This window comes from Weissella viridescens (assembly GCF_001437355.1).
Lineage (GTDB): Bacteria > Bacillota > Bacilli > Lactobacillales > Lactobacillaceae > Weissella > Weissella viridescens.
In genome coordinates this window covers 263,802-288,110 of record NZ_JQBM01000001.1, presented here as the reverse complement: position 1 = coordinate 288,110, position 24,309 = coordinate 263,802, and the positions used below count along the sequence as shown (strand labels likewise).

The following is a 24,309-nucleotide window of genomic DNA, read 5'->3' as shown; positions in this document are numbered from 1 at the left end:
AAGTGGCTAACGACTGGTGGTAAGACCTACTTCTTTGATGCTAAGGGATGGGCAACCGACGGATTACGTTGGGGAGCAGCTAATCCAAAGACGGGTTATCGTGCTTTGCAATACTTTGACCCAACAACTCGTGTCCAATATAAGAACAAGTGGTTGACGATTAATGGCAATACTTACTTCTTTGATGGTAAGGGCTGGGCAGAAGATGGTTTCCGAACTGGAGGAGCTAATCCACAAACCGGTTACCGTGCCCTACAGTACTTCGATCCAAAGACACGTGTTCAATATAAGAATAAGTGGTTGACGATCAATGGTAAGACTTACTTCTTTGATGGGAAGGGCTGGGCAGAAGATGGTTTCCGAACTGGAGGAGCTAATCCACAAACCGGTTACCGTGCCCTACAGTACTTCGATCCAAAGACACGTGTTCAATATAAGAATAAGTGGTTGACGATCAATGGTAAGACTTACTTCTTTGATGGTAAGGGCTGGGCAACTGAAGGTATTCGTTGGGGTGCCGCAAATCCAGAAACAGGATATCGTGCTTTGCAATACTTTGATCCAACAACTCGCGTTCAATTAAAGAATCAAGAGAAGACAATTGATGGAAAGACTTATTACTTTGATAATAAGGGTTGGGCAGTCGATGGATTAATTACTAAGGTTATCAATCCAACTACCCGTGAACGTACAATCAAGTATTACGATCCAACAACACGTGCTCAAGTATTCAACCAACACGTTACCGTAGATGGTATTGTTTACTATATGAATGCACAAGGTGTTGCCGTCAATGGCCTAGTTCGCATGCCTGATGGTAGTGTTGAATTCTATGAAGATTATCATCAAGTAACTAACCGTACCATTACAATCAATGGAAAGCGCTATACTTTTGATGCTAACGGACGTGGAAAGCTAGCTTAATTAAAAACAGTTAACAGCGATGTTGACTGTTTTTTTATAGGTTCTAAAATTATAGGGTATAATAGGTAAATAAATAATTTTTGCTTTTTGGGGGAAATGATATTGAAGCATGTTTTTGAAAATGGATCTGAGGTTACACTCGAACAAATTTTATCCAACAAAGAATGGCGCGTAAATAAACAAAATAACTTAATGAATCGCTTTCCGGAAGCAAGTCTGATAAGCATTAAAATGAACATTCCGGGGGCTATGAAACAAAGTCCAGCCATATTGGCGATGTTTCAACGCGGGTTAAAGACGCTCGAAAGTATGTATGCCCAAAATAAAGTTGAAGAAGTGGTTTATTTTGATCGAGAGACTGGTCCAGAAGCGTTCATAGTCGTTAGTCAGTCGCTCCATGATGCTAAGATTAACGGAATTCGCTTCGAACAAACTGATTCATTAGGACGTATTTTTGATGTAGACGTGATGGCAGCTGTTGATGATGGTCAACAACTATCACGCACGGAATTAGGCTTTGATGTGCGCAAGTGTTTTGTTTGTGGTGAAGATGCTAAAGTTTGTGCTCGAACCCAGCAACACAGTAAAACTGAAATGACAGCTGCGTTAGATAATATCTATCAAACCTTTTTAGTAAATCAAGGAGCAGTTATTGATGACAATGCAGACGATTGATTTTGTTCAGGCTGCCGAGCGGGCCTTACTTTATGAAGTTACGGTTAACCCCAAACCGGGGTTGGTTGACCCAAGTAGTAATGGAGCCCACTCCGATATGGATGTTTATACCTTTATTGATAGTGCAGTGAGCTTACAACCTTATTTGAGTACAGCAGTTACCTTAGCGGAACAATTCAATGGTAACCGTAGTTTGACGGCGCTTTTTGAAGAATTAAGGCAAGCTGGTATTGATGCTGAAAAGGATATGTTTAATGCAACTAAAGGTGTTAATACCCATAAGGGGGCGGTCTTTTCTTTGGGCATTTTAGTATGCGCCACTGCTTATTTAATAGCACAGGCCCAACCCATTACCAGTGAAAATGTTAGTCAGACGGTTCAAGCGATGTTACAGGGATTGAGCGAGCACGATTTTGCGCGGCTGACTCAAAAACCAGAAAAAACGTTAACAGCTGGTGAACGTCAATTTCTAAAATATGGTGCAACGGGAATCCGGGGCCAGGCTGAAGCTGGCTTCCCAGTCGTCATGGGGATTGCTTTACCTTATCTTGCGTCAACGACGGGTGACATGAATGGACGTTTATTAGATACACTTATGATGATTTCACGGGAAACGGAAGATTCGAATTTGATTAAGCGAGCCGGCACGATGGATATCTTACCCTGGTGGCAGGGGCAAGTAGACGCTTACTTTACGATGGGCGGGAGTAAGACCGAGGAAGGTTTGAACTATGCCAAAACCTTAGATAATATTTGTATTGAAAAAAATCTTAGTTTGGGTGGTTCAGCTGATCTACTTATTCTGACAGTTTATATGGCTATCGTAACCGATGTGCTTTAATTAAAAAAACACGCCCCATTAGGGACGTGTTTTTTTTTAATTATTCGCTGCATCAACTGCTTCAATGATGGCTGACCGGAAAGCGTTCTTTTCAAGGCTCACCACACCACGAATGGTTGATCCACCAGGCGTTGTCACCTGATCTTTTAGAGCGTCGGGGGTAAGCCCACTTTCTTGTAGTAGGCTGGCACTACCTTTAGCCATGCTGGCAGCAGCTTCATAGGCTAAAGCACGTGGCAGACCATTTTTGACGGCAGCATCGCCAAGAGCGGACAAGAAAACATCAAGAAAGGCGGGACCGCAACCAGTAATGGTCCCAAAAATATTGAATTCACTTTCAGGGACGGTATAAACATCGCCTAATAAGCCTAAAAATGATTCAATGTTGTTTGATTTGGTTACGTGTGGGCCCATTGCGACACCTAAGGTACCATGATTAACAGAGACGGGTGTGTTCGGTACGACTAGAGCGCTGGGGTTTTCCGGGAACTTAGTTTGAATATCACCAAGACTAACGCCGCTAGCAACTGATAAAACCGTCACATCTGAATCAATACCTTTAAATTGATCCATAATTTCAGGGGTTTTAGCAGCCGGGGTGGTAAAAATCAGAAATTCAGGATTTGCATCCATGATGTCTGAATAATCATCAGTAACGGTAATTTTATTTTTTTCATGGTAACTTTGCATCGCAGCATTAATACGATGTGACCCTAAAATTATCTCGGCGGGCGAAACTTGATTTAAAAGACCATCTGTAATGGCTTGACCCATGTGGCCAATACCGATAATACCAACTTTCATAAGTAAGCTCCCTCATCTTGTTTTGATTTATGTTGGCTTTATTGTAGCATATTATTTTGCTGTGTTGCATGCGGTAATTTAACATAAAATATATGAAAAATATCTTATTTTGTAATATTAGAAAGAATGTAACAAACATAAAACACGGTGTCATAGATGCTTAATCTAAGTGTTATCGCATCAAATTATATGAGAACCGGTACGTGCTATTATAATAGTACAAATAAAAAATAAACGCGATAGAAGCAATGTAGTTTAATTAAATCAAGACATACAAAAGGAGGGCCTTTGATGTATTTTACAACGATTTTCGGAATCATTACGGTTTCGATTTCATTAATCGGGATGGCTTTGGTGAATATCTATTCTCGTAAACAAGGTCAATCAAACATAGAAATTGCGCATGTTGGGATGACATTAAAGCAATTTTTTGCGAAGTATCCCGCATCAACGCAACTGGATCTCGCAACAATGCAAAAGATGGTTACGGATATTGATGATAATGAATTTAACGGAATTTTGGGTGATTTACGAGATCAAGCCGTTAACATTTTAGCCATGGACGACGGTGATGCACAAAGTCAAGCATACGCCAAGTTCAATGTTTCATATGAAAAGCAACGAAAGCAGTTTGCCCATGCGTTAGATACGGGTGGTTCATATGTTGATCAAATTAAAATTATTTTTATGATTGGATTACTTTTTGGGATTATGTTTGTTGGTATGCAAATGATGCCAGCCTATGGCTTTACCATGATGCATTCATTTCAATGGGCCATCGACACTATTGGTGTCTTGGCGGCAAGTGTGATGGGGCTAGTTCTTATTGGTACCGTGGGGTATTCAATCGCCAATCGCTTATAGCATTTAAACATGGGAAACCGTGTTTTTTTTTATACCTGGTTTAAGCGGCATTTGGTGTACAATGGATGCATAGCAAAAAAGATGGAGGCAAGCAGCATGACATATTTTTATACAAATGATCATACGCGCTTATATTATGAAGATTCACAAAATAAGCAGGGTCAACCGATGATTTTGATTCATGGATATGGCGGCAGTCATGCTGAATTTTTAAATCAACAGAGGGCATTTGAAGCGCTGGGATTTCGAGTGATTGTACTGGATCTTCGTAACCATGGTGCCTCAGCACGTACAGGTAAAGGGGCACGAATTTCACGTTTAGGTGCGGATTTAGCTGATGTCATTCGCGAATTGAACTTGGATCACGTTATTTTGGTGGGACATTCAATGGGGGCTGCAGTTATTTGGGCGTATCTTTCAATTTATGGTGAGGCGCGCGTTGCACAAGTTGTGACAATTGACCAGTCACCGAAGGCTTTGAATACAGATGACTGGCCTTATGGTCTATTGGATGATAGCTGGGACAATTTGAGTTTAACAGCGCGTAATGTTGAGCATGTTAAAATGACGGTTAAGCACTTGCCTGATAATGTCTATTATGCGATTCGCACGGTGCAAGCCGAGCATCCATTCAATTATGAACAAAATGAACCATTGCTTTTGAATCATCTAGTCCAGGATTGGCGTGATGTTATTCGAACGTATCGTGATTTACCACAGCTTTTCGTGGCTGGTGGGGAATCGCCATTATGGTCGAGTGATTATGCGGCAACTTACCAACATATTACAGATGATCAAGCCGAAGTTGCTATCGTACCTCATACAGGACACCTGCCACATGTGGAAGATCCAGAAACATTCAATACTATTTTAACGTCATTCGTTAATACCCATTAAAGGAGCGTACAATGCTTAAGACTATCGAAGAAAATGCAACTGGTTTACAACACGTTGGAATTCCAACTCGTGATATGGATGCAACGATTAAATTTTGGGAGCTGCTCGGTTTTAAAGTAACTGGTGAGTTTCAGAATTTGACGTCGAAGGTAAAATTCCTTGAATTTAAAGGCCTTGTTATCGAAACGTGGGAAGCTCGTGCTGAACAAGCCAACGGAGTTGTTGGTGCGATTAATCATATTTCATTGAATGTTGAACATATCGAAGACATTTTTGCTGAGTGTCAGACGAGCACTTTGAATGTCGTGAATGACTCAATTCAAGAACGCCCTTTCTGGGATAAAGGGATTAAGTTCTTCAATGTTGAAGGACCAAATCATGAAATTGTTGAATTTTGTCAAATTAATCAATAATCAAGGAGGACATTGCGCGGCAATGTCCTTTTTAATTTGTAATTATTCTAACTTAGCGTTAAAATAGAGTTACAAAAAAGTAGGAGGACCATGATGACATTTAGTGTAAAAGATTTGAAAATGCAATTTGATGGCACGACGATATTTGACCATGTTACGTTCACCGTCCAAAATGATGATTGGTTGACCATAACGGGCGAATCAGGTAGTGGGAAAAGTACGCTACTTAGGATTATTGCCGGATTAGTTGACGCGACGAGCGGCACAATTACGCTGGATAGTAAGAATCAGTGGGACTATGATATTAGCACTTACCGTCAGGATGTCTCTTATGCGGTGCAATCAGCCCAACTTTTTGGTAAAACCGTTCGGGATAATTTAGATTTACCATTTCAGGTGCGCAATCAAACACCTGATGTGAATCGCGAGTTAACGCTATTACGCGCAATGGATTTACCAGAAAGCTTCTTGGATAAGGATGTTCATGAGTTATCTGGTGGACAACGTCAACGAGTAGGTGTTGCTAGAAATCTACTATTTCCGCCTAAGGTTTTGCTACTTGATGAAATTTCAACTGGACTTGATGCCGAAACGAAAAAAACAATTTGGGCTTTGATTCAACAAATGCAAGATAGATATCATTTTGCCATTCTTTCTGTAACGCATGATGGCGAAGAAATTAAACACGCAAACGCAATTATGACACTTGAAGATGGGGAGGCGACGATTAATGAACGCACAAATTAATGTTAGTAATTGGTCTTTGATTTTATCATTCAGTTTAGTGTTAATCTCATTGGCTATTAGTTATCAACAAAAGCTACATTTGGAAAAAGATACAATCATTTCTGTTGCACGGGCAATTATTCAATTAATCATTGTCGGTTATTTATTGAAATTTGTCTTCCAAGTTAATAATACCTGGTTAACACTGGTGATGGCGGTGCTGATTGTTTTCAATGCGGCCAGAAATGCGGCCTATCGAAGTCAAGGGATTCCGGGTGCGTTTAAAATTGCTGGGGTAGGCTTAACTATCTCGACATTAATTACTGTGGGAATCTTGGTACTGACTCGCGTGATTAAATTTGAACCCTATCAGTTGATTCCAGTGACTGGGATGGTTGCAGGAAATTCAATGACAGCAATGGGATTGGTCTTCCGAAATCTCAACCAACAGTTTACTGATCAACAAGAAGTCGTCCAAGAACGGCTGGCCCTTGGTGCTAGTCCTAAATTGGCGACTGGAGATATTGCTAAAGAAGCTATTCGAACAGGAATGCAGCCAACAATTGATTCAGTTCGGACCTATGGTTTAGTTTCATTACCAGGAATGATGACCGGGCTGATTATGGCGGGGGTTGATCCAATTCACGCGATTAAGTACCAAATTGTCGTTGTCTTTATGTTGCTTTCAGCAACTGGAATTGCTTCGGTTTATGGTAGCTACTTAGCAACACGTAAGTTCTACAATGCGCATTGGCAGTTACAGTTACCAAAGCCAAAACAATAAAAACAGATTAGGGGGAGGCATATTGTCTGAAGAATTTGAAAACGCTTTGCAAGCAATGCGTGATGCTGGCTACAAATTGACGCCACAACGAAAAGAAATTTTAGCGTATTTGATGACTCATGAGACACATCCAACGGCGGAAATGATTTATCAGGATTTGAAAAATCAAGATAAGTCAATTAGTCTTGCGACAGTTTACAATACTTTGGAGTTGTTATTGAAAACGCAGTTAGTTTTAGCGATTGATAGTGATATGGATGGTAAGCGACACTATGATTATTTTGGACATCCACACTATCATGCGATTTGTACGAATTGCGGACGCATCGTTGATGGTCGGAATTTTGACTTGAGTCAGTTACCTAATATTGCAGCCAATGAGACCGGATTTTTGATTAAAGGCTATGAAGTCACGGTTGAAGGGCTCTGCCCAATCTGCCAAGAGAAACTTGGAATTAATAACTAATAAAAGCGCATCTCGTTTCTGAGCTGCGCTTTTTTGTATAAATTGTTGCGATATGTATATATAATGAATTCGGTGTAATTAAAATGACGGATAAATTTTTTTAAAAAATACACAATTATATTATTTTTTTAATTTAGTTTCATTCTAAATTGTGATAAAATGAATTTGTAGAAAGATAAAGATGAGACGAAAAATCAATTCGTAATCTCATATACACAAGAGGAGGCGCAACATGGTTGAAATTAACCCAGCAAAGGCACAGGATGTTTGGAAGGATATTGGCGAACACGTGTCCTTTGAAGTTTTGGAATTGACACGCGAGGACCAAGCAGCTGCACAGGCTGGTATTCAAGAATTTGCGGATCGTTCACAAGCAATTATTCGTTCAATGCGTATTCGTTCAGCACAAGACAGTTTGAAAGTTTCAATTGGTTTTAGTAATGAAGCATGGGAATACCTTTTCCCAAATGCGGATAAGCCAAAAGAGTTGGAAACATTTACGGGAGTTAGTGGACCAGAGTATAGTATGCCTGCTACTAAAGGGGATATTTTCTTACATGTTCGTGCTAAGACTGAAGCAACTGTTTACGAAGTAGTGACACAATATCGTCGCTTTTTGAAGGATTTCACAACTGTATTAGATGAAACCAAGGGGTTCCGCTACTTTGAAGGTCGTGCGATTATCGGTTTCATTGATGGAACAGAAGCACCTGAAGTACAAGATGCAGCTGAGTATGCCATTATTGGGGATGAAGATCCGGAGTTTATTAATGGGTCTTATGCATTTGCGCAAAAGTGGATTCATGATATGGATTTCTGGAACAACCAGGCGACTGAAACGCAAGAAAAAGCTGTAGGGCGTGAAAAGTTTACCGACCTTGAACTTGAAGATGATGATAAATTTAAGAATGCGCACAATGTGGCATCTAAGTACGAACCAGATGGGGAAGAACAAAAAATTGTGCGGATGAATGTGCCAGTTTCTGATCCAGCACAAGATAAGACCGGAACTTACTTCATTGGGTATTCACGTCATTGGGAAGTTACGAAGCACATGTTGGAAAACATGGTTGACCAAAGCGACTACCTCTTGACCTTCTCAACGTTGTTGACAGGACAAGTTTACTTTGTACCATCACGTGATATGTTGGCTGACATTGCCGACGGTAAATTAAATGCATAGATCGTTAAAAGAGCGCCGTTGATGGGACGTTCTTTTTTTATTGCATTCTATAATGAAAGCGTTTACAATTAAAGGTGTTAGAGACGTTCATTTTAGATAGCAGCATATTGAAACGATATCTCAGTCGAGAAACTGGCAGGTCCCTCGACTGGGATTTTTTTTATGGTTAAATCAAAGTTAACGCGGTATAATTACCACTTGTATGTGATTACGTTGAATAAAGATAAAAATAAAAAATCGAAAGATTGGAGCTGGAATTGATGTCAAAAGTTTATATCGTCGGTGCGAAGCGTACCGCAGTTGGTAAATTTGGAGGAAAGCTGGCAACTGTTTCAGCACCAGAACTAGGTGCTCGCGCAATTAAAGGCGCAGTTGAACAAGCCCAGGGTGAACAAAATTTGAAAGTTGATCAAGTCATCATGGGAAATGTCCTCCAAGCAGGATTAGGACAGAATCCTGCCCGTCAAGCCAGCCAGTTAGCTGGGTTAGGCAACCAAACACCTGCCATCACGTTAAATGATGTCTGTGGTTCAGGACTTTCAAGTGTGAATACTGCGGCTGCATTGATTCAAGCTGGTCAAGCACAAGTGATTGTAGCCGGTGGCATGGAAAATATGTCCCAAGCACCCTATGTTTTGGACAAAGCGCGATTTGGTTATCGTATGGGCGATGGTACTTTAAAGGATACGCTGTTATCCGATGCCCTTACCGATGCTGAAGGTGGTTATCACATGGGGATAACAGCAGAAAATATTGCCGATGAATATCATGTGAGCCGTGAAGCGATGGACCAATTTGCTTACGAAAGTCATCAACGTGCATTACAGGCGATGGCGTCGGGCGCATTTGATGATGAAATCGTTGAAGTGCCGGTTAAAATGAAGAAGTCTGAATTAATCGTTGATACTGATGAAGGACCACGCGCCGATACCTCAATTGAAAAGTTAAACAGTTTACGACCTTCATTTAAAGAAGACGGAATGGTTACACCCGGAAATGCCTCAGGTATTAACGATGGTGCAGCAGCAGTCGTTTTGGCGAGTGAAGCAGCGGTTAAGGCATTTGATTTGCAGCCGCTAGCAGAGTGGGTTGATGCTAGTTTAGTCGGACTTGATCCAGCTATGATGGGCATTGGACCATATTATGCGATTAAGGATTTAATGAGCAAGCATCCGGAACTCGCGTTATCAGACATCAATACGTTTGAGTTGAATGAGGCGTTCGCCGCCCAAGCAGTGGCAACCAATGATTTGCTAGATTTGGATCCAGCACATGTAAATCCAAATGGGGGTGCCCTTGCTCTTGGACATCCAGTTGGTGCGTCTGGGGCGCGTGTCTTGGTGACATTGATTAATGAATTGCCAGATGATGCTTATGGTGTTGCTGCACTATGCATTGGTGGTGGCATGGGCGTTTCAGCTTTAATCAAGAAGGTTTAGTGAATCAGCATAATGGAAATTAAAAAATCGCTTGATGAAAATGATGTACCAGCTTTAGCGAACATGATTCAGGAAGCTTTCACTGGGACTGATCACGGTTACTCAGGTGAAAGTGAACTTGTCACAGCGCTCCGAAAAAGTAACAAGACCAGCACCTATGATTTTGTTGCTTGGGATGCGGGGATGTTAGTGGGGTATGCGCTACTTTCAGATGCTTTAATTATTGATGATGAGCAACCGCAAGCCTCAGGGCTAGTCTTAGCGCCTTTGGCTGTGGCACCAATTGCACAAAAGCACGGCGTGGGGAAAGCGTTAATGTCTGAAATTGAGACAGTAGCGAAAAAACATGGCTACAGTTTTATTAGTATTTTGGGTGGCGACTATTATCGTCAATTTGGGTATAAGGCAGCTAGCCAATTTGGTATTGAAGCGCCTATGGAAGTACGGGACGAGTATTCTCAAATTAAACCCATGCGTGAAGAGGGGCTAACTGATGTGCATGGGACGTTGAAATATGCGCCAGAATTTGGCATATAGGGTCTAAGAGTTTAAAGCGTTTAGGACAAAATCCCCCCTGTATCTCCGGGGCTTCCCTTTGATATAGATCTGTATTTAGACAGTGACCAAGTTGCAAAAACGGGACAAAATGATATAATGAAAGAACGAAATATAACAAGTGGGTACGCCTCTTGTTCTATAACCATTTGGGAGTGAACGCCTGAATGGTTTTTTTATTGTCTTTTTTCGTGTATAATTTTTCACGGCATCACGTTCACATAAGATGCCGGATAGGAGGCGCTTGCCTTTGTTATATTTCGTTCAAGCAGTTTTTACTGCAGTCCTGTCACTTATTGTTACGGTGTCAGCATCGTTCATTATTGACGCAATTAAACGTTACTTACATAAGTAGTGTTTTAGCTCCGCTTCGGCGGAGCTTTTTTACAATTGAGCACATCATGATATAGTCAGAAGTGTATGAGAAACGTTATCATGATAAAATAACAGTAACTATAAATATAGAGGAGCAATTGCGCCTATGACTGAATGGATTAAAATTGAACATGCCGTTCAAAATAATTTGAAAGATATCTCTGTTAATATTCCAAAACATGAATTTGTGGTGGTTACCGGATTATCTGGGTCTGGTAAATCATCACTAGTGTTTGATACTTTAGCAGCAGCTTCACGCCGTCAATTAAATGATACTTTTGCAACATTTGTTCAACAATACTTGCCTAAGTATGACCGACCAGCTGTGCAAAAAATCGAAAACTTACCTGTTGCAATTGTCGTTGATCAAAAGAAATTATCATCCAATGCACGTTCAACGGTCGGGACGTATACGGATATTTACACGTATTTGCGTTTGCTATTTTCACGTGTCGGGAAGCCGTTTGTCGGTTACTCAGATACGTTTTCATTTAATAACCCCGAAGGTAAATGTCCTGAATGTGATGGATTAGGGACGGTTACGGATATTGATGTGCATAAATTGATCGATTTCAATAAATCATTGAATGAGGATGCCATTGATTTTCCGACTTTTCGACATGGATGGCGCTGGAAGCGCTACGCTTACAGTGGCTTATTTGATTTAGATAAGCCAATTAAAGACTATTCAGAAAAAGAGTTGTACGAGTTGCTCTATCAACCGCAAACAAAGCTGGATAATCCACCTAAAGAGTGGCCTAAAACTGCCTTGTATGAGGGGGTTGTGCCACGGATGCAACGAAGCATTTTGCATAAAGATGAGGGTAAACGACACCAGAAAGATGTCGACCGTTTTGTAACTGTTCAAACATGTCCGGTCTGTCATGGAACGCGTGTCAATGAACGGGTGCTTTCATCTAAAATCAATGGGTTAAACATTGGTGACGTTGTGGACATGCCTGTAGATACAATCATCGATTCATTCTTAGATCAAATTCATGATCCAGTCGCCAATGATATGTGTCATGCAATTCGAGATCGGGTCCAGGCACTGGTTGATTTGGGACTTGGATATCTAACGCTAAGCCGTAACACTGGTACGTTATCTGGTGGGGAAGCACAGCGCGTTAAAATTTCGAAGTACATGAATAGTGAATTGACCGATATGATGTATATCTTAGATGAGCCAAGTGCTGGATTACATCCTAAAGATGTGACCCGTTTCAAGGCGGCCTTGTTGAGTCTTCGTGATAAGGGGAACACGGTCATTGTGGTTGAACATAATCCAATTATTATTAATTCTGCTGATTATGTGGTTGAGATTGGACCTGGCTCTGGTTCTGCTGGTGGTGAACTTGTGTTTGCCGGGACTCAGGCTGACTTTAAGCAAGCTGATACATTAACAAGTCGCTTAATTAAACAAAAATATCCATTGAATACGACTCCTAAAACTGCCACGACATGGGTGCCAATTGAACACGTAACCTCCAACAATGTGCATGATTTAAGTCTAGATGTTCCAATGGGCATCATGACCGTCATTTGTGGTGTTGCTGGTTCAGGGAAAAGTACGTTATCACAGGCGATTTACCAGCAACTTCAAACGCGTGATGAGTCACAAGAAATAATCAGTATTTCTCAAAAGACCATTGGGATTAACTTACGTTCAACGCCATTAACCTACCTCAATATTTTTGATAAAATACGAAAATTATTTGCTAATGCAACAGGTCTAAGCGCATCAGAATTCAGTTACAATGCTGATGGTGCATGTCCGGCATGTCACGGTAAGGGTGTCATCAAAACAGAGATGGCGTTTATGGATGACGTAACAATGGAATGTGATGTTTGTCATGGTACGCGATATAAGCCAGAGATGGCTAATTATAAATATAATGGGAAATCAATCATTGATGTGCTAGCGATGACCATCGATGAAGGGGCTGCTTTTTTTGCCGATCAACCTTTTGCTGGTGCACTAAAGTCATTAGTTGATGTTGGGTTAGGTTATCTGCATTTAAACCAAAGTCTTTCAACGTTATCAGGTGGCGAGCTACAACGTTTGAAATTGGCGCGTTATTTGCACCAAGACCCAGCCATTTATATTTTGGATGAGCCAACCGATGGATTACATTTAGCGGATATTAGCCATATTATCAATCTCTTTAAACGGATGGTTGATGAGGGGAGTACCTTGTTCATCATGGACCATCATCCAGATGTCATGAAGGCGGCCGATTGGTTGATTGAAATGGGACCAGAAGGTGGTATTAACGGTGGTCAATTAATGTTTGACGGAACGCCGGAACAAATGGTGCAGTCGAATGATACCATTACAGCACCGTACTTACGTTAAACAGGTACTGTACGTTACATGCAAACCGTAAGCATAAAGGAGAAAACAAGCAATGCAAAATGAACGCGTAATGATTAAACAAGAAGCACGTGACTACTTAAACAAAAACTATGGTTACAATTTTAAATTATTTTTAATTACGATTTTGACGTATGTCCTACTAAGTGTCGCTACCGGTGAACCATCTGGTTGGGTGGCTTTTGCCCTGGTGCTCATTACGATTGTGAACTTTTTTGTTACAATTAGTACGAGCTACGTGTCACTAGATGGGCTCCGAGCAGAAGCACCAACTGGAAATCCAATCACGCAACAAACAGAGTCTTTGAAATCGAAATATGTTTGGGGTGTCATTGTCATTTCACTATTAATGTCAATTTATACGACCTTGTGGACGTTGCTTTTGATTGTTCCAGGAATTGTGAAGTCATATTCATATTCACAAGCGCTAAATATTTATAAGGATTCTGTCGATGCGGGTCAGCCATTAGGCTATAATGAAGCTATTACAAAAAGCCGAGAATTAATGGATGGACACAAAGCGGACTTATTCATCATGCATTTGAGTTTCATTTTGTGGGGACTTTTGGTCATTGTGACCTTTGGAATTGCATTATTTTATGTATATCCATATTTCACATTAGCTGGTCAAAATTTTTATAAGCATTTAGTGCCAGGACGGTTAGGTCTTTATGATCTTCCTGAAACTGTACGTGATGCTGTACTACAAGAAAATGATGAAGACGAATTATCATAAAACGTATCTTTTAAAAGCAAACCACATGATGGGGTTTGCTTTTTTTGGTTTGTCGCGGTTAGACATTGTCGGTAATAAAATTGATGTAGTGTCATTTTCTTAGCCATCAAAAGTCAGCAAATCTATTACAAAAGGAAGATGATAACATAATGTAAAAAAATGTGATTAAGTCCCCCTAAATCACAATGTACAAAACGCGTTTAAAAGGTATGCTTATGCGGACGCATGCAACTTTTTAAAATGGTATTCACGAAAATTAAACGGGGGTTAAAACAGCTTTTTGGAAATACGAAATACATACTTATGAAAATGAATTGAATTTGAATAATATTTTATTTTGACGCTTTAATTTGAATTGATTGATTCTTTTTGTTAAAATAGATAGCTATACGGATAAGGAAATCACTAAACGCTGTTTTAAGCGTGTTATTTCGATACAATTCGAAGGGAGTTTTATTTCGTCATGGAAAAGAAAAAAATGGGTCTCTTTCAGATCGTCATGCTTAGTCTTGGCGCTTTGATCGGATCGGGTTGGCTATTCGGTTCTTGGGAAGCAACCAAGGTTGCCGGACCAGCTGCCATCATTTCATGGGTGATTGGTGCCGTTGTCATTGGTGCTATTGCCTATAATTATGTTGAATTGGGAACAATGTTTCCACAATCTGGGGGAATGAGTAAGTATGCTCAGATAACCCATGGATCATTACTTGGTTTCGTCGCAGCTTGGGCAAACTGGGTGTCACTAATTGCTTTGATTCCGATTGAGTCAATTGCGGCTGTTCAATACATGAGCTCATGGCCTTGGAGTTGGGCAACTTGGACACACAGCTTTTTCTCAAATGGTCAGTTGTCATTAACTGGATATGTTGCTGTCGGTTTCTTCATTCTTGTGTTTACCTTGTTGAATTACTGGTCAGTTGATTTGTTAACACGTTTCACTAGTTTTATTTCAATCTTCAAGATTGGAATTCCAGCATTGGTTATCGTGATGTTTACATTGAGTGCCTTCCATCCTGGAAATTATGGTCATTCAATTCATGAATTCATGCCATATGGAACTGCGCCAATTTTTGCCGCAACAACGGTTGCCGGAATTATCTTTTCATTTAATGCCTTTCAAACGGTGATTAACATGGGAAGTGAAATTAAGAAGCCTGAACGTAATATTGGATTAGGGATTGCCATTTCATTGGGAATTGCCACAGTCATTTACTTGCTTTTGCAAAGCACGTACATTACGTCAATTGATCCATCTGTGATTGCAAAGTATGGTTGGCACGGAATTAACTTCCAATCACCATTTGCTGATTTAGCGATGATGCTTGGTTTGTACTGGTTGTCAGTTTTGCTGTATATGGATGCCTTTGTTTCACCATTTGGAACTGGTGTTTCATTCGCAGCGACAGCAAGTCGTACATTGGCTGCAATGGTTTCAAATAACCACATGCCAAAGTTCTTAGGTAAGTTAGATAACCACTATGGCACGCCACGCATGGCTATGGTCGTAAATGCGGTTTTGAGTATGCTATTGGTTGTGATTTTCCCTTCATGGACAGCACTAGCTAGTGTGATTTCGACATCAACATTGATTGCTTACTTGACTGGACCTGTTTCAGTTATGAGTTTGCGTAAAATGGGACCTGATTTGAAGCGTCCATTTAAGGGTAAGTTAATGCCATTTATGGCACCAGTTGCCTTTGTCTTGGCTTCATTAGCGACTTACTGGGCAATGTTCCCAACAACGCTTGAAGTTATTGTCGTGATTGCATTGGGATTGCCATTCTACTTCTTCTACGAAAAGCGCCTTGGTTTCCCAAATACTAAGAATGCATTCCGCAGTAGTCGTTGGATGTTAGTATATCTTGTATTTATCTCAGTTATTTCATTCCTTGGTTCTAAGGAGTTTAACGGGTTGAACTGGTTCCGTTATCCATGGGACTTTGTTGTGGTGATTATTGGTTCATTGTTGTTCTACGTTTGGGGTGTTCGCACGTCATTCAAGGGACGTTACTTCAATGAAGCCCTTACATTAAACGACACAGTTGTAACTGACGATTCTGAGAATTAAAATTAAACGAAAACACCCCCTGTTCCATTTGGAACAAGGGGTGTTTTTCTTTTTTAGATAATGACCTGTAACTGAGTTGGGTTATGACTCTTGGTCATGAATCCAAATACTTAATTGGCGTAATGATTGCAAAATATCATCAGCATGGTCGGGAAACGCGAAACGTTCTTGAATCAAGGAATGCGTACTAATCATCGCTAACCAATTGCGAACTGTTTGGTCGGTTGCTGTTGGTTCTAGCGTGGGGATCGCTTGCCGCGGAGAAAGTTCTGGTGCGTGTGTCCGAAGTAGTGTTTCATTAATTTGGAAATACTTATCTAGAAAATCATAATAGGGGTTGTGCGGCAAATTTTCGATGAATGCAATGGTCCCTGCAAGCGGGTCAGCATTCCGGAAGTGGTGCACATTTTGTAGAATCTCAGTAAGCGTCCAATGGTAGGCATCGTAAAGATTCGAGAAATAAGTATAAAATGATCCACGCGAAATACCAGCCTTTTTGACAATTCGAGCAACTTGCGCTTGATCAAGGGTATAATTTGAAAATTCTTCAATGAGAACCCGTTTTAAGCGATCCTTCTTTTCTGGTTTTAGTTTTTCAAATGTTGGTGATACCATAAGACACACTCCTTATGTAATTGATGTGACAAAATGTCGGTAAGTTAAGTTTGCACCAAGAGTGACGTAGTGTCAACAACGGGGGTTTCATAATTTAAAAGGATAGCTATGAAAAAAGCTGGTTCAATGCTGAACCAGCTTTTTTTATTTGACTTGCGTTAATTCACCATCTACTAGTTCATAAATATGATCAGCAAATTCTTTCAATCGAATATCATGCGTGACTGTCACCACGGATTTATTTTGTTGGTGGGCGATACTCTGCAATAGTTGACCAACTTGAATGACCCTATCGCTATCCAATGCTGCAGTTGGCTCATCAGCTAAAATAATGCTGGGATTGGCGTATAGTGCGCGAGCAATTGCGACACGCTGGGCTTGTCCACCGGATAATTCGCTCGGATATTGGTGTAGTAATTTTTCAATACCGAGTTGTTTGATAACTTGTTCAAAATCGGCATCATCTAAGTTGTCTTGTTTTTTAACATGATCTACCAATGTGAATTGATCCGAAACGGTTAAATAGGGGACTAAATTATACGATTGTAAAACGAAACCAATTTCATTTAATCGGAAGGTTTCGCGCTGGTGTTGCGTGAGTTTTTTAATATTCTGATTGTTTACGACCATGTCACCGGTCGTGGGTGTTTGTAACCCACCTAAGATAGTGAGCAGGGTACTTTTTCCAGAACCGGATGGTCCTAAAATTAAAGTGAGGTCGCCAGGGGCTGTCTCAAATGAAACGTCTTTTAAGGCATATACTTTGTTTTGTCCAGAGCCAAAGGTCTTATTAATGTGTTTAAGCGCTAATGTTGTCATGATTATCCTCCAATTACTGTGACAGGATCAATTTTTGTGATGACCCACATCGGAATGAATGAGCCTAATAAACCAGTTCCAAGAATGCCACCGGCAACACCTAGCATTAACGGAAGGTCAAAGTATACTGGGACACTGTTGGGCATGAAAAACGCCGACACGGCTGTTAGCACAGCACCAAAGCCAATGGCTAATATCATAATCAATAATGTTTCATTAAATGTATTTTGAACGAGATATCGGTTTGGAATGCCTTGTGCGCGTAAGACTGCTAAGTTCGGTAACTTTTGAATCGTTAAGATATACAAGAAAATTGTGACCACGATGAGTGAAATTAAAATCAAAAAGACAATCATGAAAATAAAGGTCATTTTTTGTGCGGTATAACCAGGCAGATTGTCTAGGTAACTTTGACGGTCATAAACCTTTAATCGTTTATCATTTGTCTGGAGCGATGCCGATGATTTTGAAATTAAGCCACTGGCTTTGAAAGTTGGATTGATTCCTTTAATTGGTGACCAGTTTTTAAGATTGCCATAGACAACGGGTGCCATATTATATAGCGCATCCGGAGTAACGCCGCTCACCGTATATTCTGTGTCATCAAGGCCAATTCGAATCTTATCATTCACTTTGTATTGCGAAAGCTTATCAGAAATAATCACTTCGTTTTGATGTTTTGGTTGATGACCTTTTGAAAGTTTGAGATTTTGAGCAATATATTCATCTGAATTGATACCGATAAATTGGACCGCATCGTGATCGGATTTATGGGTTTTACTGATATTTGTTGGTGTAATGCCGACAACTGCTGTCTGTTTATTTTGTGTTTGTGCTGCTAATTCGGATTCAGTCATCACAGACTGACCCATGTTACCGTTAGCATCTTTATTCATTAAGGTGCTTTTGGTGTGCCAACTATCAATAGCGGCGGTGTTTTGGTGCGCTAAGCCTAAAGCAAGGGAGCTAATAATAAAAATTAAAAAGGCAATTAAGCCAATGACGGTAATGATGAGTCCGTAGCGTAATTTTTCATATTTCATTTCATGCCAAGCTAAAAACATAAATATACCTCGATTTTTTGATATTAAACGATTTATCGGCCATTAGTACGACAAAGGTTTAGTTGTGAGTTACATGCACATCGGATACAAGTCAGTAATGACGATGTGTCATTAACTGTATTTTGCCTGATAGTTGACACAGTGTCAATGTTGAATTTTGCCATGCCCGTAAAATTAAGTTATAATGTAGCCATAATTTATAGAAATTAGGTGAGCATCATGGAGCATGCAGCTGCACAAGAAAAGCCAATCATACAATTTAATCAAATCACCAAAAAATTTGGTTCGACAAATGCGGTTCAAGAATTGACTTTATCGATTGAAAGAGGTGCTTTTTTTGTTCTAGTTGGGGCAAGTGGCAGTGGCAAAACAACAACTTTAAAGATGATTAACCGGCTTATTTTACCCACAACGGGCAGCCTTGTTTTTAATGGTGAAAATATTGCCAATCTACCTTTGAATACGTACCGGCACCGCATTGGATACGTTCTCCAGAATAGCGCGCTCTTTCCAAATATGACGGTACTTGAAAATGCAGCGGTGACAATGGATGCTCAGGGAATCAAAACAAAACTTGCCCGACCAAAGATTGAGCAACTATTGCGCGAAGTCGGACTGAATCCTGACAAATATGCGCAACGAATGCCACATGAGTTATCTGGTGGGGAGCAACAACGTGTCGGTATTGTTCGGGCACTGGCGGCTGAACCCGAAGTTATTTTGATGGATGAACCCTTTAGTGCGCTCGATCCAATTTCACGCAAGCAACTACAAGAATTGGTATTGGATTTACATAAAAATAGGCAGACAACGATTGTTTTTGTAACTCATGATATGGATGAAGCGATTCGGTTGGGAACTCGTATTGGCGTGATGCAAGATGGACACCTGCTTCAAGTGGATTCACCCCAAAATATCATGCAACACCCAAAAAATGCACAAGTAGCGGAGTTGTTTAAGACACAACAAACAAAAACGGTTGCCGATATGGTTGCCTTAGGATTTTATCATGTTAACGCGCAACAATCGGGACCGTTTGTATCAGAAGAAGCGGCGTTATCAGAATTGGCAAAAGCGTTATTAAATGCACCAACCCAGATAGTGCAAATTAATCAACAGATTAGCATCTCACAAACTGATTATTTACGATATATGGCGCAATTATAGAAAGGGTTGACTATGCAAAAAATAATACAAATGATGCAAACCAATGGTCAGTCTGTTCTGAGTGCGTTGGGAACGCATATCTGGATATCTCTCATTTCAGTAGTAATCGCAGCATGTCTGGCCATTCCATTAGCGATTATGCTGATGAATCATCGTAAATTAGGTGAAGGGATGTTACAGCTTACAGGGATAGTTCAAACGATTCCGAGCCTGGCAATTTTAGGATTATTAATTCCGATTGTCGGAATTGGAACAGTGCCGGCAATAATTGCATTGGTCTTGTATGCGCTCATGCCAATCTTTCAAAATACGTATGCTGGATTAACGCATCTGGACGCAGAACTATTAGAAGCCGCTGAGGCATTTGGTTTATCGTGGTGGTATAAATTATGGCGAATCAGGTTACCATTGGCTTTACCGCTTATTTTTACAGGATTACGGATTGCGACAGTGATGGTAATTGGAACGGCAACACTGGCAGCTTTAATTGGTGGTGGTGGATTAGGAACCTTCATTATGCAGGGAATCCAGAACAATGATAATACTGATTTATTAATTGGGGCTGGTTTATCGGCCGTGTTGGCCGTTGTTTTTTCGATCGGCCTACAATTTTTAAGTCGATTTTCAATAAAATATCTCGTAATGCTTACAAGTTGCCTTGTCATAGCTGGTCTAGGGTATGGCAGTTATTATTATTATCAAACACAACAGCATCAAAAAATTATCATAGCTGGGAAACTGGGTAGTGAACCGGAAATTCTAATGAATATGTATAAGGAACTGATCGAAGCTGACAATCCGAAATTAGAAGTTGAACTAAAGCCGAACTTTGGGAATACAACATTTTTATATCGAGCACTTAAAAATGACCAAATTGATATATATCCTGAATTTACAGGGACCGTATTGCAAAGTATCCACCCACAAAAACTTGTCAGTCATCAACCTAAACAGGTCTATCAACAAGCTCGGAAGGTCTTAAAAAACGAAGATCAGTTGGATTATTTACAACCTATGGCTTATGAAAACAGCTATGCTTTGGCTGTTGATCAAACGACGGCCCAGCGATATCAACTCAAAACGGTTTCCGATTTAGCACACGTCAGTCCCCAGCTTGCGGCAGCTTTTGAAAGTGATTTTTATAATCAATCTGATGGTTATCCAGGCATTAAGAAGGCGTATAACTTGCGGTTTAAAAATGTGAAAAGTGTACAACCGAGCCTGCGGTATGAAGCCTTAAAAAATAAGCAAGTGCAAGTTGTCGATGCCTATACAACTGATCCGCAAGTAAAAGCGCAAAACTTAGTTGTCTTAAAGGATGACCGACATTTTTTCCCACCATACCAAGGCGCGCCGCTTGTCCGTCCATCGGTTTTACGTGACCATCCCGAAATTCAAGAAAGTTTAAATCGACTAAGCGGACACATTTCTGAGTCAGATATGATTAAAATGAATTATCAAGTAGCAATTGAACATCAGCAAGCAAGTACCGTCGCACGGAATTTCTTACAGAAAAATGCATTTTTAAAATAAATGTGCATTAGACGTTAATTAGAATTGAAATGATTTATGAAATCATGTATCATGATTGGCAGGAGGTGATGTTGTGAAAAGAAGTAAGAAGTTAGGCTATTTATTGTTTTACCTAATCTTGATGTTGCTCTTTGGAACATTGATTTTTACGTACTATAAGGTTGCACCAGCAAACTTTAATTTTACTGGCAAGACGTATGAAGAAATTCATCGCTTCATTATGACCAATGAATATTGGCGTCTCTTTAGTTTTTGGGCGGCAGTTGTCTTGGGTGTAATCTCAGTTCTTGGGTTTATTATTGTTTTGTTCTACCCACGTCAAGTGGATGCGTATGTTTTTAAAGATAAAAACAGTCAATTACGTATTAGTCGTAAGGCACTTTTGGGATTTGTCACGGCTAGTTTAGAAGATCAAACATTTATAAATAATCCAAAGATCAAGATTAACATTCGTCGTAAGAAGATTAAGGTTCAGGTGCGAGGCGAATTGAATAATTCAGCGTCAAACGTTGCTGAAATCGAGCAAATGTGGGCAGATCAATTAACACAGGATTTGACTAATTTGATTGGTTTGAAGCAAAAGAAGACTGTTCGTGTTAATCTTGCTACAAGTAAGAAGAGTAAAAAATCAGATGTTGCCGTAGATGGATCAAAGGAATCTAGAGTAATATAGGATAAGAGGAGTCAGACAATGGATACATTAAAAGATATTTGGGCAGCTTATAAGTGGCCAATTCTTGGTGGAGCCGCTGGATTAGTTCTAGCAGTTCTTTTCCTTGAATTTGGTTTCTGGAAGACCCTATTGGTCGTTATTTTGACTGGAGTTGGAATCGGTGGTGGGTTATACCTACAAGATTCTGGATTCTTTAGCAAAGATACTAAGTAAACACGATTTATCTGGAGGATAAAAATATGACAGACACAAAGACAAACACACCCGCAAAGACAAACGAAATTTCAGGAAAGTTAACTTTTGATGACAAGGTTATCCAAAAGATTATTGGTATTTCATTGGATAAGGTTGATGGTTTGCTAAATGTTGATGGCGGATTCTTCTCAAACATTGCAGATAAGCTTGTTAACACTGATAAGACAACAGCTGGTATCAACACTGAAGTTGGTGAAAAGCAAGTTGCAGCCGACATGCAAATCGTTGTTGAATACGGTAAGGATGTTCGTGGTATTTACAACGAAATGAAGGACTTGGTTGCCAAGAACTTGAAGGAAATGACTGGTTTGGATTTGGTTGAATTCAACGTTGAAGTCATTGATATTAAGTCAAAGGCGCAATACGAAGCTGACAGCCAATCATTGCAAGATAAGGTAACTAGTGCAACTAAGAAGTCTGATGATGATAAGTCAAAGGATTCTAAGGACGCCAAGGATGCAAAGGACGCAGAACCTCGCGTGCAATAGTTAAAAAAAAGACTGACTCCGGTCGGTCTTTTTTTTATGCTAAACTTAATTTAAGTCAGTTTTGGTAGACTTAATGCATTGAATAGAAAGAGAAGGACACTTTAAATGGCATTTGATTATGATGTTTTGTATATCGGGAGTGGGCAAGCCACATGGAATGGAGCAGTACCATTGGCCAAACAAGGGCTAAAATTAGCTGTGGCTGAAGAAGCTTTATTTGGAGGTATGTGTTCTAATTATGGCTGTAACGCCAAAATTGTGCTAGATCACCCCGTTGAATTAGCCCGTCAAGTTGAAGCCATGCAAGATCGTGGCGTCGAAGGTTCAATTTTCATTAATTGGTCAGATTTAATGGCCCACAAACATGAATTAATTGATCCTCAATCACATCATAATGAAGTACGTTTAACTAAGGAAGGGATTACCGTATTTAAAGGTCATGCTGACTTTGTTGATGCACATACTGTCTCAATTAACGGCAAGATGGTGACTGCTGACAAAATTGTGATTGCAACTGGTCAACGACCTCATCGCTTAGATATACCAGGCTCAGAATTTGTACATGATTCAACTGATTTCTTATCTATTGCTGATATGCCAGAACATGTGACGATTTTTGGTGGTGGTTATATTGCAATGGAGTTTGCGACAATTGCCAATGCGGCAGGAGCCAAGGTTGATATTATCACGCGCTCAGATAAATACTTGCGTTCATTTCCGCAACAATACGTGACACGAGTTGTTGCTGACTTAAAGCGCCGCGGGGTACGCTTTATTCCAAATCAAACCATTGAATCAGTTGAAGAAACGGTGGATGGGTTCCAAGTAAAGGGACAAAATGATTTGTTGTTGGAGACGGATTACATTATTGATGCAACAGGACGCCAACCTAATCATGACTATTTGAATTTGGAAGCGGCAGGTGTAGAGTCTACTGATCGTGGTATTCCAGTTAATGATCATTTACAAACAAATGTTGCCAATATTTATGCAGCTGGAGATGTGGTTGATCATGCGTTACCAAAGACAACACCAGTTGCTGCTTTCGATTCTCGTTATCTCGCATCACAATTCTCTGGTGACTCAACTGAACCAATTGATTATCCTGCCATTTCGACAGTAGTCTTTACTTCACCACGCATCGCGCAAGTGGGTGTTTCAGTGGCAGAAGCCGAAGCTAATCCGGAAAAGTATCAAATCACAAATGTTGACTACCAAAGTGATTGGTTCCGCCAAGTAGGAAACGAAACGGAAGCGTACTTGACTTTGATTTTCAATCAAGAGCATGTGTTAGTCGGTGCTGCAGAAATGAGTCATGAAGCGGTAAACAGTATGAACACATTTGTTCCAATGATTGAAATGGGCTTGACTCAAAAGCAATTGCAACGCTTTATCTATTTATTCCCATCAATTGAATATACTGGTCAACGTCGACTATAATCTATGCGTGTACATCCTGATTGATGTACACGTTTTTATTTTGGTTATGATGCTGATAGAATATGTCGCAAATGTTAACAATTGTTAAACTTGCGACATATTCTAAAATAATTGTTGCATTTTGTTTCATT

The 24,309-nt window shown here is 40.1% G+C and carries 24 protein-coding genes and 1 pseudogene; 21 read left to right on the top strand and 4 right to left on the bottom strand.

Annotation, left to right across the window (positions count from 1 at the left end; all coding sequences use genetic code 11):
* The 3 genes and pseudogenes from IV50_RS07880 to citG form a co-directional block, all read left to right on the top strand.
* Positions 1–924 (top strand): annotated as a pseudogene (locus IV50_RS07880) (hypothetical protein); the annotation flags it as partial.
* 102 nt (positions 925–1,026) lie between these two features.
* Positions 1,027–1,599, top strand: coding sequence for a citrate lyase holo-[acyl-carrier protein] synthase (gene citX / locus IV50_RS07925; protein WP_057743980.1), 573 nt, complete (start codon positions 1,027–1,029; stop codon positions 1,597–1,599).
* The gene (gene citG / locus IV50_RS07920; protein WP_057744636.1) at positions 1,586–2,440 is read left to right on the top strand and encodes a triphosphoribosyl-dephospho-CoA synthase CitG; all 855 of its coding nucleotides are present in this window, start codon (positions 1,586–1,588) and stop codon (positions 2,438–2,440) included. Before citX ends, citG begins: the two co-directional genes overlap by 14 nt.
* A gap of 36 nt (positions 2,441–2,476) precedes the next feature.
* On the opposite strand, the gene proC is transcribed toward citG, so the two are convergent.
* Entirely contained in the window at positions 2,477–3,244 is a 768-nt protein-coding gene (proC, locus tag IV50_RS01350) for a pyrroline-5-carboxylate reductase (RefSeq protein ID WP_057743976.1), read from the bottom strand.
* A 291-nt stretch (positions 3,245–3,535) separates the two neighbouring features.
* On the opposite strand from proC, the gene IV50_RS01345 reads away from it, so the two are divergent.
* The 12 genes from IV50_RS01345 (at position 3,536) to IV50_RS01290 (ending at position 16,124) form a co-directional block, all read left to right on the top strand.
* Complete coding sequence (locus IV50_RS01345) at positions 3,536–4,108, top strand: hypothetical protein (protein ID WP_057743975.1); 573 nt, start codon at positions 3,536–3,538, stop codon at positions 4,106–4,108.
* A 96-nt stretch (positions 4,109–4,204) separates the two neighbouring features.
* Positions 4,205–5,005 carry an alpha/beta fold hydrolase gene (locus IV50_RS01340; RefSeq protein ID WP_057743972.1) on the top strand — a complete coding sequence of 267 codons (801 nt, stop codon included), beginning with the start codon at positions 4,205–4,207 and terminating at the stop codon, positions 5,003–5,005.
* A gap of 11 nt (positions 5,006–5,016) precedes the next feature.
* Positions 5,017–5,418: a VOC family protein gene (locus tag IV50_RS01335; RefSeq protein WP_057743969.1), complete on the top strand. Its 402-nt coding sequence runs from the start codon at positions 5,017–5,019 to the stop codon at positions 5,416–5,418.
* A gap of 93 nt (positions 5,419–5,511) precedes the next feature.
* Positions 5,512–6,165, top strand: coding sequence for an ABC transporter ATP-binding protein (locus IV50_RS01330; RefSeq protein WP_236697685.1), 654 nt, complete (start codon positions 5,512–5,514; stop codon positions 6,163–6,165).
* Positions 6,149–6,928: an ABC transporter permease gene (locus tag IV50_RS01325; protein WP_057743964.1), complete on the top strand. Its 780-nt coding sequence runs from the start codon at positions 6,149–6,151 to the stop codon at positions 6,926–6,928. Before IV50_RS01330 ends, IV50_RS01325 begins: the two co-directional genes overlap by 17 nt.
* 22 nt (positions 6,929–6,950) lie before the next feature.
* On the top strand, positions 6,951–7,394 hold the full coding sequence (locus IV50_RS01320; RefSeq protein WP_236697684.1) for a Fur family transcriptional regulator: 444 nt from the start codon (positions 6,951–6,953) through the stop codon (positions 7,392–7,394).
* A gap of 232 nt (positions 7,395–7,626) precedes the next feature.
* A complete protein-coding gene (locus IV50_RS01315; protein WP_057743960.1) occupies positions 7,627–8,577 on the top strand; it encodes a Dyp-type peroxidase in 951 nt (316 codons plus the stop codon).
* 260 nt (positions 8,578–8,837) lie between these two features.
* The gene (locus IV50_RS01310; RefSeq protein WP_057743957.1) at positions 8,838–10,016 is read left to right on the top strand and encodes a thiolase family protein; all 1,179 of its coding nucleotides are present in this window, start codon (positions 8,838–8,840) and stop codon (positions 10,014–10,016) included.
* Between the two features lie 12 nt (positions 10,017–10,028).
* Positions 10,029–10,553: a GNAT family N-acetyltransferase gene (locus IV50_RS01305; RefSeq protein WP_057743954.1), complete on the top strand. Its 525-nt coding sequence runs from the start codon at positions 10,029–10,031 to the stop codon at positions 10,551–10,553.
* Positions 10,554–11,052: 499 nt separating this feature from the next.
* A complete protein-coding gene (locus tag IV50_RS01300; protein ID WP_057743951.1) occupies positions 11,053–13,302 on the top strand; it encodes an ATP-binding cassette domain-containing protein in 2,250 nt (749 codons plus the stop codon).
* Positions 13,303–13,354: 52 nt separating this feature from the next.
* Positions 13,355–14,056: a DUF975 family protein gene (locus tag IV50_RS01295; RefSeq protein WP_057743949.1), complete on the top strand. Its 702-nt coding sequence runs from the start codon at positions 13,355–13,357 to the stop codon at positions 14,054–14,056.
* 463 nt (positions 14,057–14,519) lie between these two features.
* Positions 14,520–16,124, top strand: coding sequence for an APC family permease (locus IV50_RS01290; protein ID WP_057743947.1), 1,605 nt, complete (start codon positions 14,520–14,522; stop codon positions 16,122–16,124).
* 81 nt (positions 16,125–16,205) lie between these two features.
* Here IV50_RS01290 and IV50_RS01285 read toward each other — a convergent pair whose 3' ends face one another.
* From IV50_RS01285 to IV50_RS01275, 3 genes are all read right to left on the bottom strand, one after another.
* Positions 16,206–16,739: a TetR/AcrR family transcriptional regulator gene (locus IV50_RS01285; RefSeq protein WP_057743944.1), complete on the bottom strand. Its 534-nt coding sequence runs from the start codon at positions 16,737–16,739 to the stop codon at positions 16,206–16,208.
* A 144-nt stretch (positions 16,740–16,883) separates the two neighbouring features.
* A complete protein-coding gene (locus tag IV50_RS01280; protein WP_057743941.1) occupies positions 16,884–17,558 on the bottom strand; it encodes an ABC transporter ATP-binding protein in 675 nt (224 codons plus the stop codon).
* Between the two features lie 2 nt (positions 17,559–17,560).
* Positions 17,561–18,601 (bottom strand): ABC transporter permease, encoded by a 1,041-nt coding sequence (locus tag IV50_RS01275; RefSeq protein ID WP_236697683.1) that lies wholly within the window; start codon positions 18,599–18,601, stop codon positions 17,561–17,563.
* Positions 18,602–18,841: 240 nt separating this feature from the next.
* Here IV50_RS01275 and IV50_RS01270 point away from each other — a divergent pair, with 240 nt between their 5' ends.
* The 6 genes from IV50_RS01270 to IV50_RS01245 all read left to right on the top strand — a co-directional run bounded on the left by IV50_RS01270 (position 18,842) and on the right by IV50_RS01245 (position 24,178).
* Positions 18,842–19,789 carry an ATP-binding cassette domain-containing protein gene (locus tag IV50_RS01270; RefSeq protein ID WP_057743936.1) on the top strand — a complete coding sequence of 316 codons (948 nt, stop codon included), beginning with the start codon at positions 18,842–18,844 and terminating at the stop codon, positions 19,787–19,789.
* A 12-nt stretch (positions 19,790–19,801) separates the two neighbouring features.
* Positions 19,802–21,322: an ABC transporter permease/substrate-binding protein gene (locus IV50_RS01265; protein ID WP_057743933.1), complete on the top strand. Its 1,521-nt coding sequence runs from the start codon at positions 19,802–19,804 to the stop codon at positions 21,320–21,322.
* A gap of 73 nt (positions 21,323–21,395) precedes the next feature.
* The gene (gene amaP, locus IV50_RS01260; protein ID WP_057743929.1) at positions 21,396–21,995 is read left to right on the top strand and encodes an alkaline shock response membrane anchor protein AmaP; all 600 of its coding nucleotides are present in this window, start codon (positions 21,396–21,398) and stop codon (positions 21,993–21,995) included.
* Positions 21,996–22,013: 18 nt separating this feature from the next.
* Positions 22,014–22,208, top strand: a complete 195-nt coding sequence (locus IV50_RS01255; RefSeq protein WP_057743926.1) for a DUF2273 domain-containing protein — start codon at positions 22,014–22,016, stop codon at positions 22,206–22,208.
* A gap of 26 nt (positions 22,209–22,234) precedes the next feature.
* Complete coding sequence (locus tag IV50_RS01250; RefSeq protein WP_057743923.1) at positions 22,235–22,738, top strand: Asp23/Gls24 family envelope stress response protein; 504 nt, start codon at positions 22,235–22,237, stop codon at positions 22,736–22,738.
* 105 nt (positions 22,739–22,843) lie between these two features.
* Entirely contained in the window at positions 22,844–24,178 is a 1,335-nt protein-coding gene (locus IV50_RS01245) for a dihydrolipoyl dehydrogenase family protein (protein ID WP_057743920.1), read from the top strand.
* The last annotated feature ends 131 nt before the right edge of the window (positions 24,179–24,309 follow it).

Bases quoted from the DNA above. Each gene is read 5' to 3' on its own strand.
- citG (WP_057744636.1), top strand. From the start codon at position 1,586: ATGCAGACGATTGATTTTGTTCAGGCTGCCGAGCGGGCCTTACTTTAT.
- proC (WP_057743976.1), bottom strand. From the start codon at position 3,244: ATGAAAGTTGGTATTATCGGTATTGGCCACATGGGTCAAGCCATTACA.
- IV50_RS01345 (WP_057743975.1), top strand. From the start codon at position 3,536: ATGTATTTTACAACGATTTTCGGAATCATTACGGTTTCGATTTCATTA.
- IV50_RS01340 (WP_057743972.1), top strand. From the start codon at position 4,205: ATGACATATTTTTATACAAATGATCATACGCGCTTATATTATGAAGAT.
- IV50_RS01335 (WP_057743969.1), top strand. From the start codon at position 5,017: ATGCTTAAGACTATCGAAGAAAATGCAACTGGTTTACAACACGTTGGA.
- IV50_RS01330 (WP_236697685.1), top strand. From the start codon at position 5,512: ATGACATTTAGTGTAAAAGATTTGAAAATGCAATTTGATGGCACGACG.
- IV50_RS01325 (WP_057743964.1), top strand. From the start codon at position 6,149: ATGAACGCACAAATTAATGTTAGTAATTGGTCTTTGATTTTATCATTC.
- IV50_RS01315 (WP_057743960.1), top strand. From the start codon at position 7,627: ATGGTTGAAATTAACCCAGCAAAGGCACAGGATGTTTGGAAGGATATT.
- IV50_RS01310 (WP_057743957.1), top strand. From the start codon at position 8,838: ATGTCAAAAGTTTATATCGTCGGTGCGAAGCGTACCGCAGTTGGTAAA.
- IV50_RS01305 (WP_057743954.1), top strand. From the start codon at position 10,029: ATGGAAATTAAAAAATCGCTTGATGAAAATGATGTACCAGCTTTAGCG.
- IV50_RS01300 (WP_057743951.1), top strand. From the start codon at position 11,053: ATGACTGAATGGATTAAAATTGAACATGCCGTTCAAAATAATTTGAAA.
- IV50_RS01295 (WP_057743949.1), top strand. From the start codon at position 13,355: ATGCAAAATGAACGCGTAATGATTAAACAAGAAGCACGTGACTACTTA.
- IV50_RS01290 (WP_057743947.1), top strand. From the start codon at position 14,520: ATGGAAAAGAAAAAAATGGGTCTCTTTCAGATCGTCATGCTTAGTCTT.
- IV50_RS01285 (WP_057743944.1), bottom strand. From the start codon at position 16,739: ATGGTATCACCAACATTTGAAAAACTAAAACCAGAAAAGAAGGATCGC.
- IV50_RS01280 (WP_057743941.1), bottom strand. From the start codon at position 17,558: ATGACAACATTAGCGCTTAAACACATTAATAAGACCTTTGGCTCTGGA.
- IV50_RS01275 (WP_236697683.1), bottom strand. From the start codon at position 18,601: ATGAAATATGAAAAATTACGCTACGGACTCATCATTACCGTCATTGGC.
- IV50_RS01270 (WP_057743936.1), top strand. From the start codon at position 18,842: ATGGAGCATGCAGCTGCACAAGAAAAGCCAATCATACAATTTAATCAA.
- IV50_RS01265 (WP_057743933.1), top strand. From the start codon at position 19,802: ATGCAAAAAATAATACAAATGATGCAAACCAATGGTCAGTCTGTTCTG.
- IV50_RS01255 (WP_057743926.1), top strand. From the start codon at position 22,014: ATGGATACATTAAAAGATATTTGGGCAGCTTATAAGTGGCCAATTCTT.
- IV50_RS01250 (WP_057743923.1), top strand. From the start codon at position 22,235: ATGACAGACACAAAGACAAACACACCCGCAAAGACAAACGAAATTTCA.
- IV50_RS01245 (WP_057743920.1), top strand. From the start codon at position 22,844: ATGGCATTTGATTATGATGTTTTGTATATCGGGAGTGGGCAAGCCACA.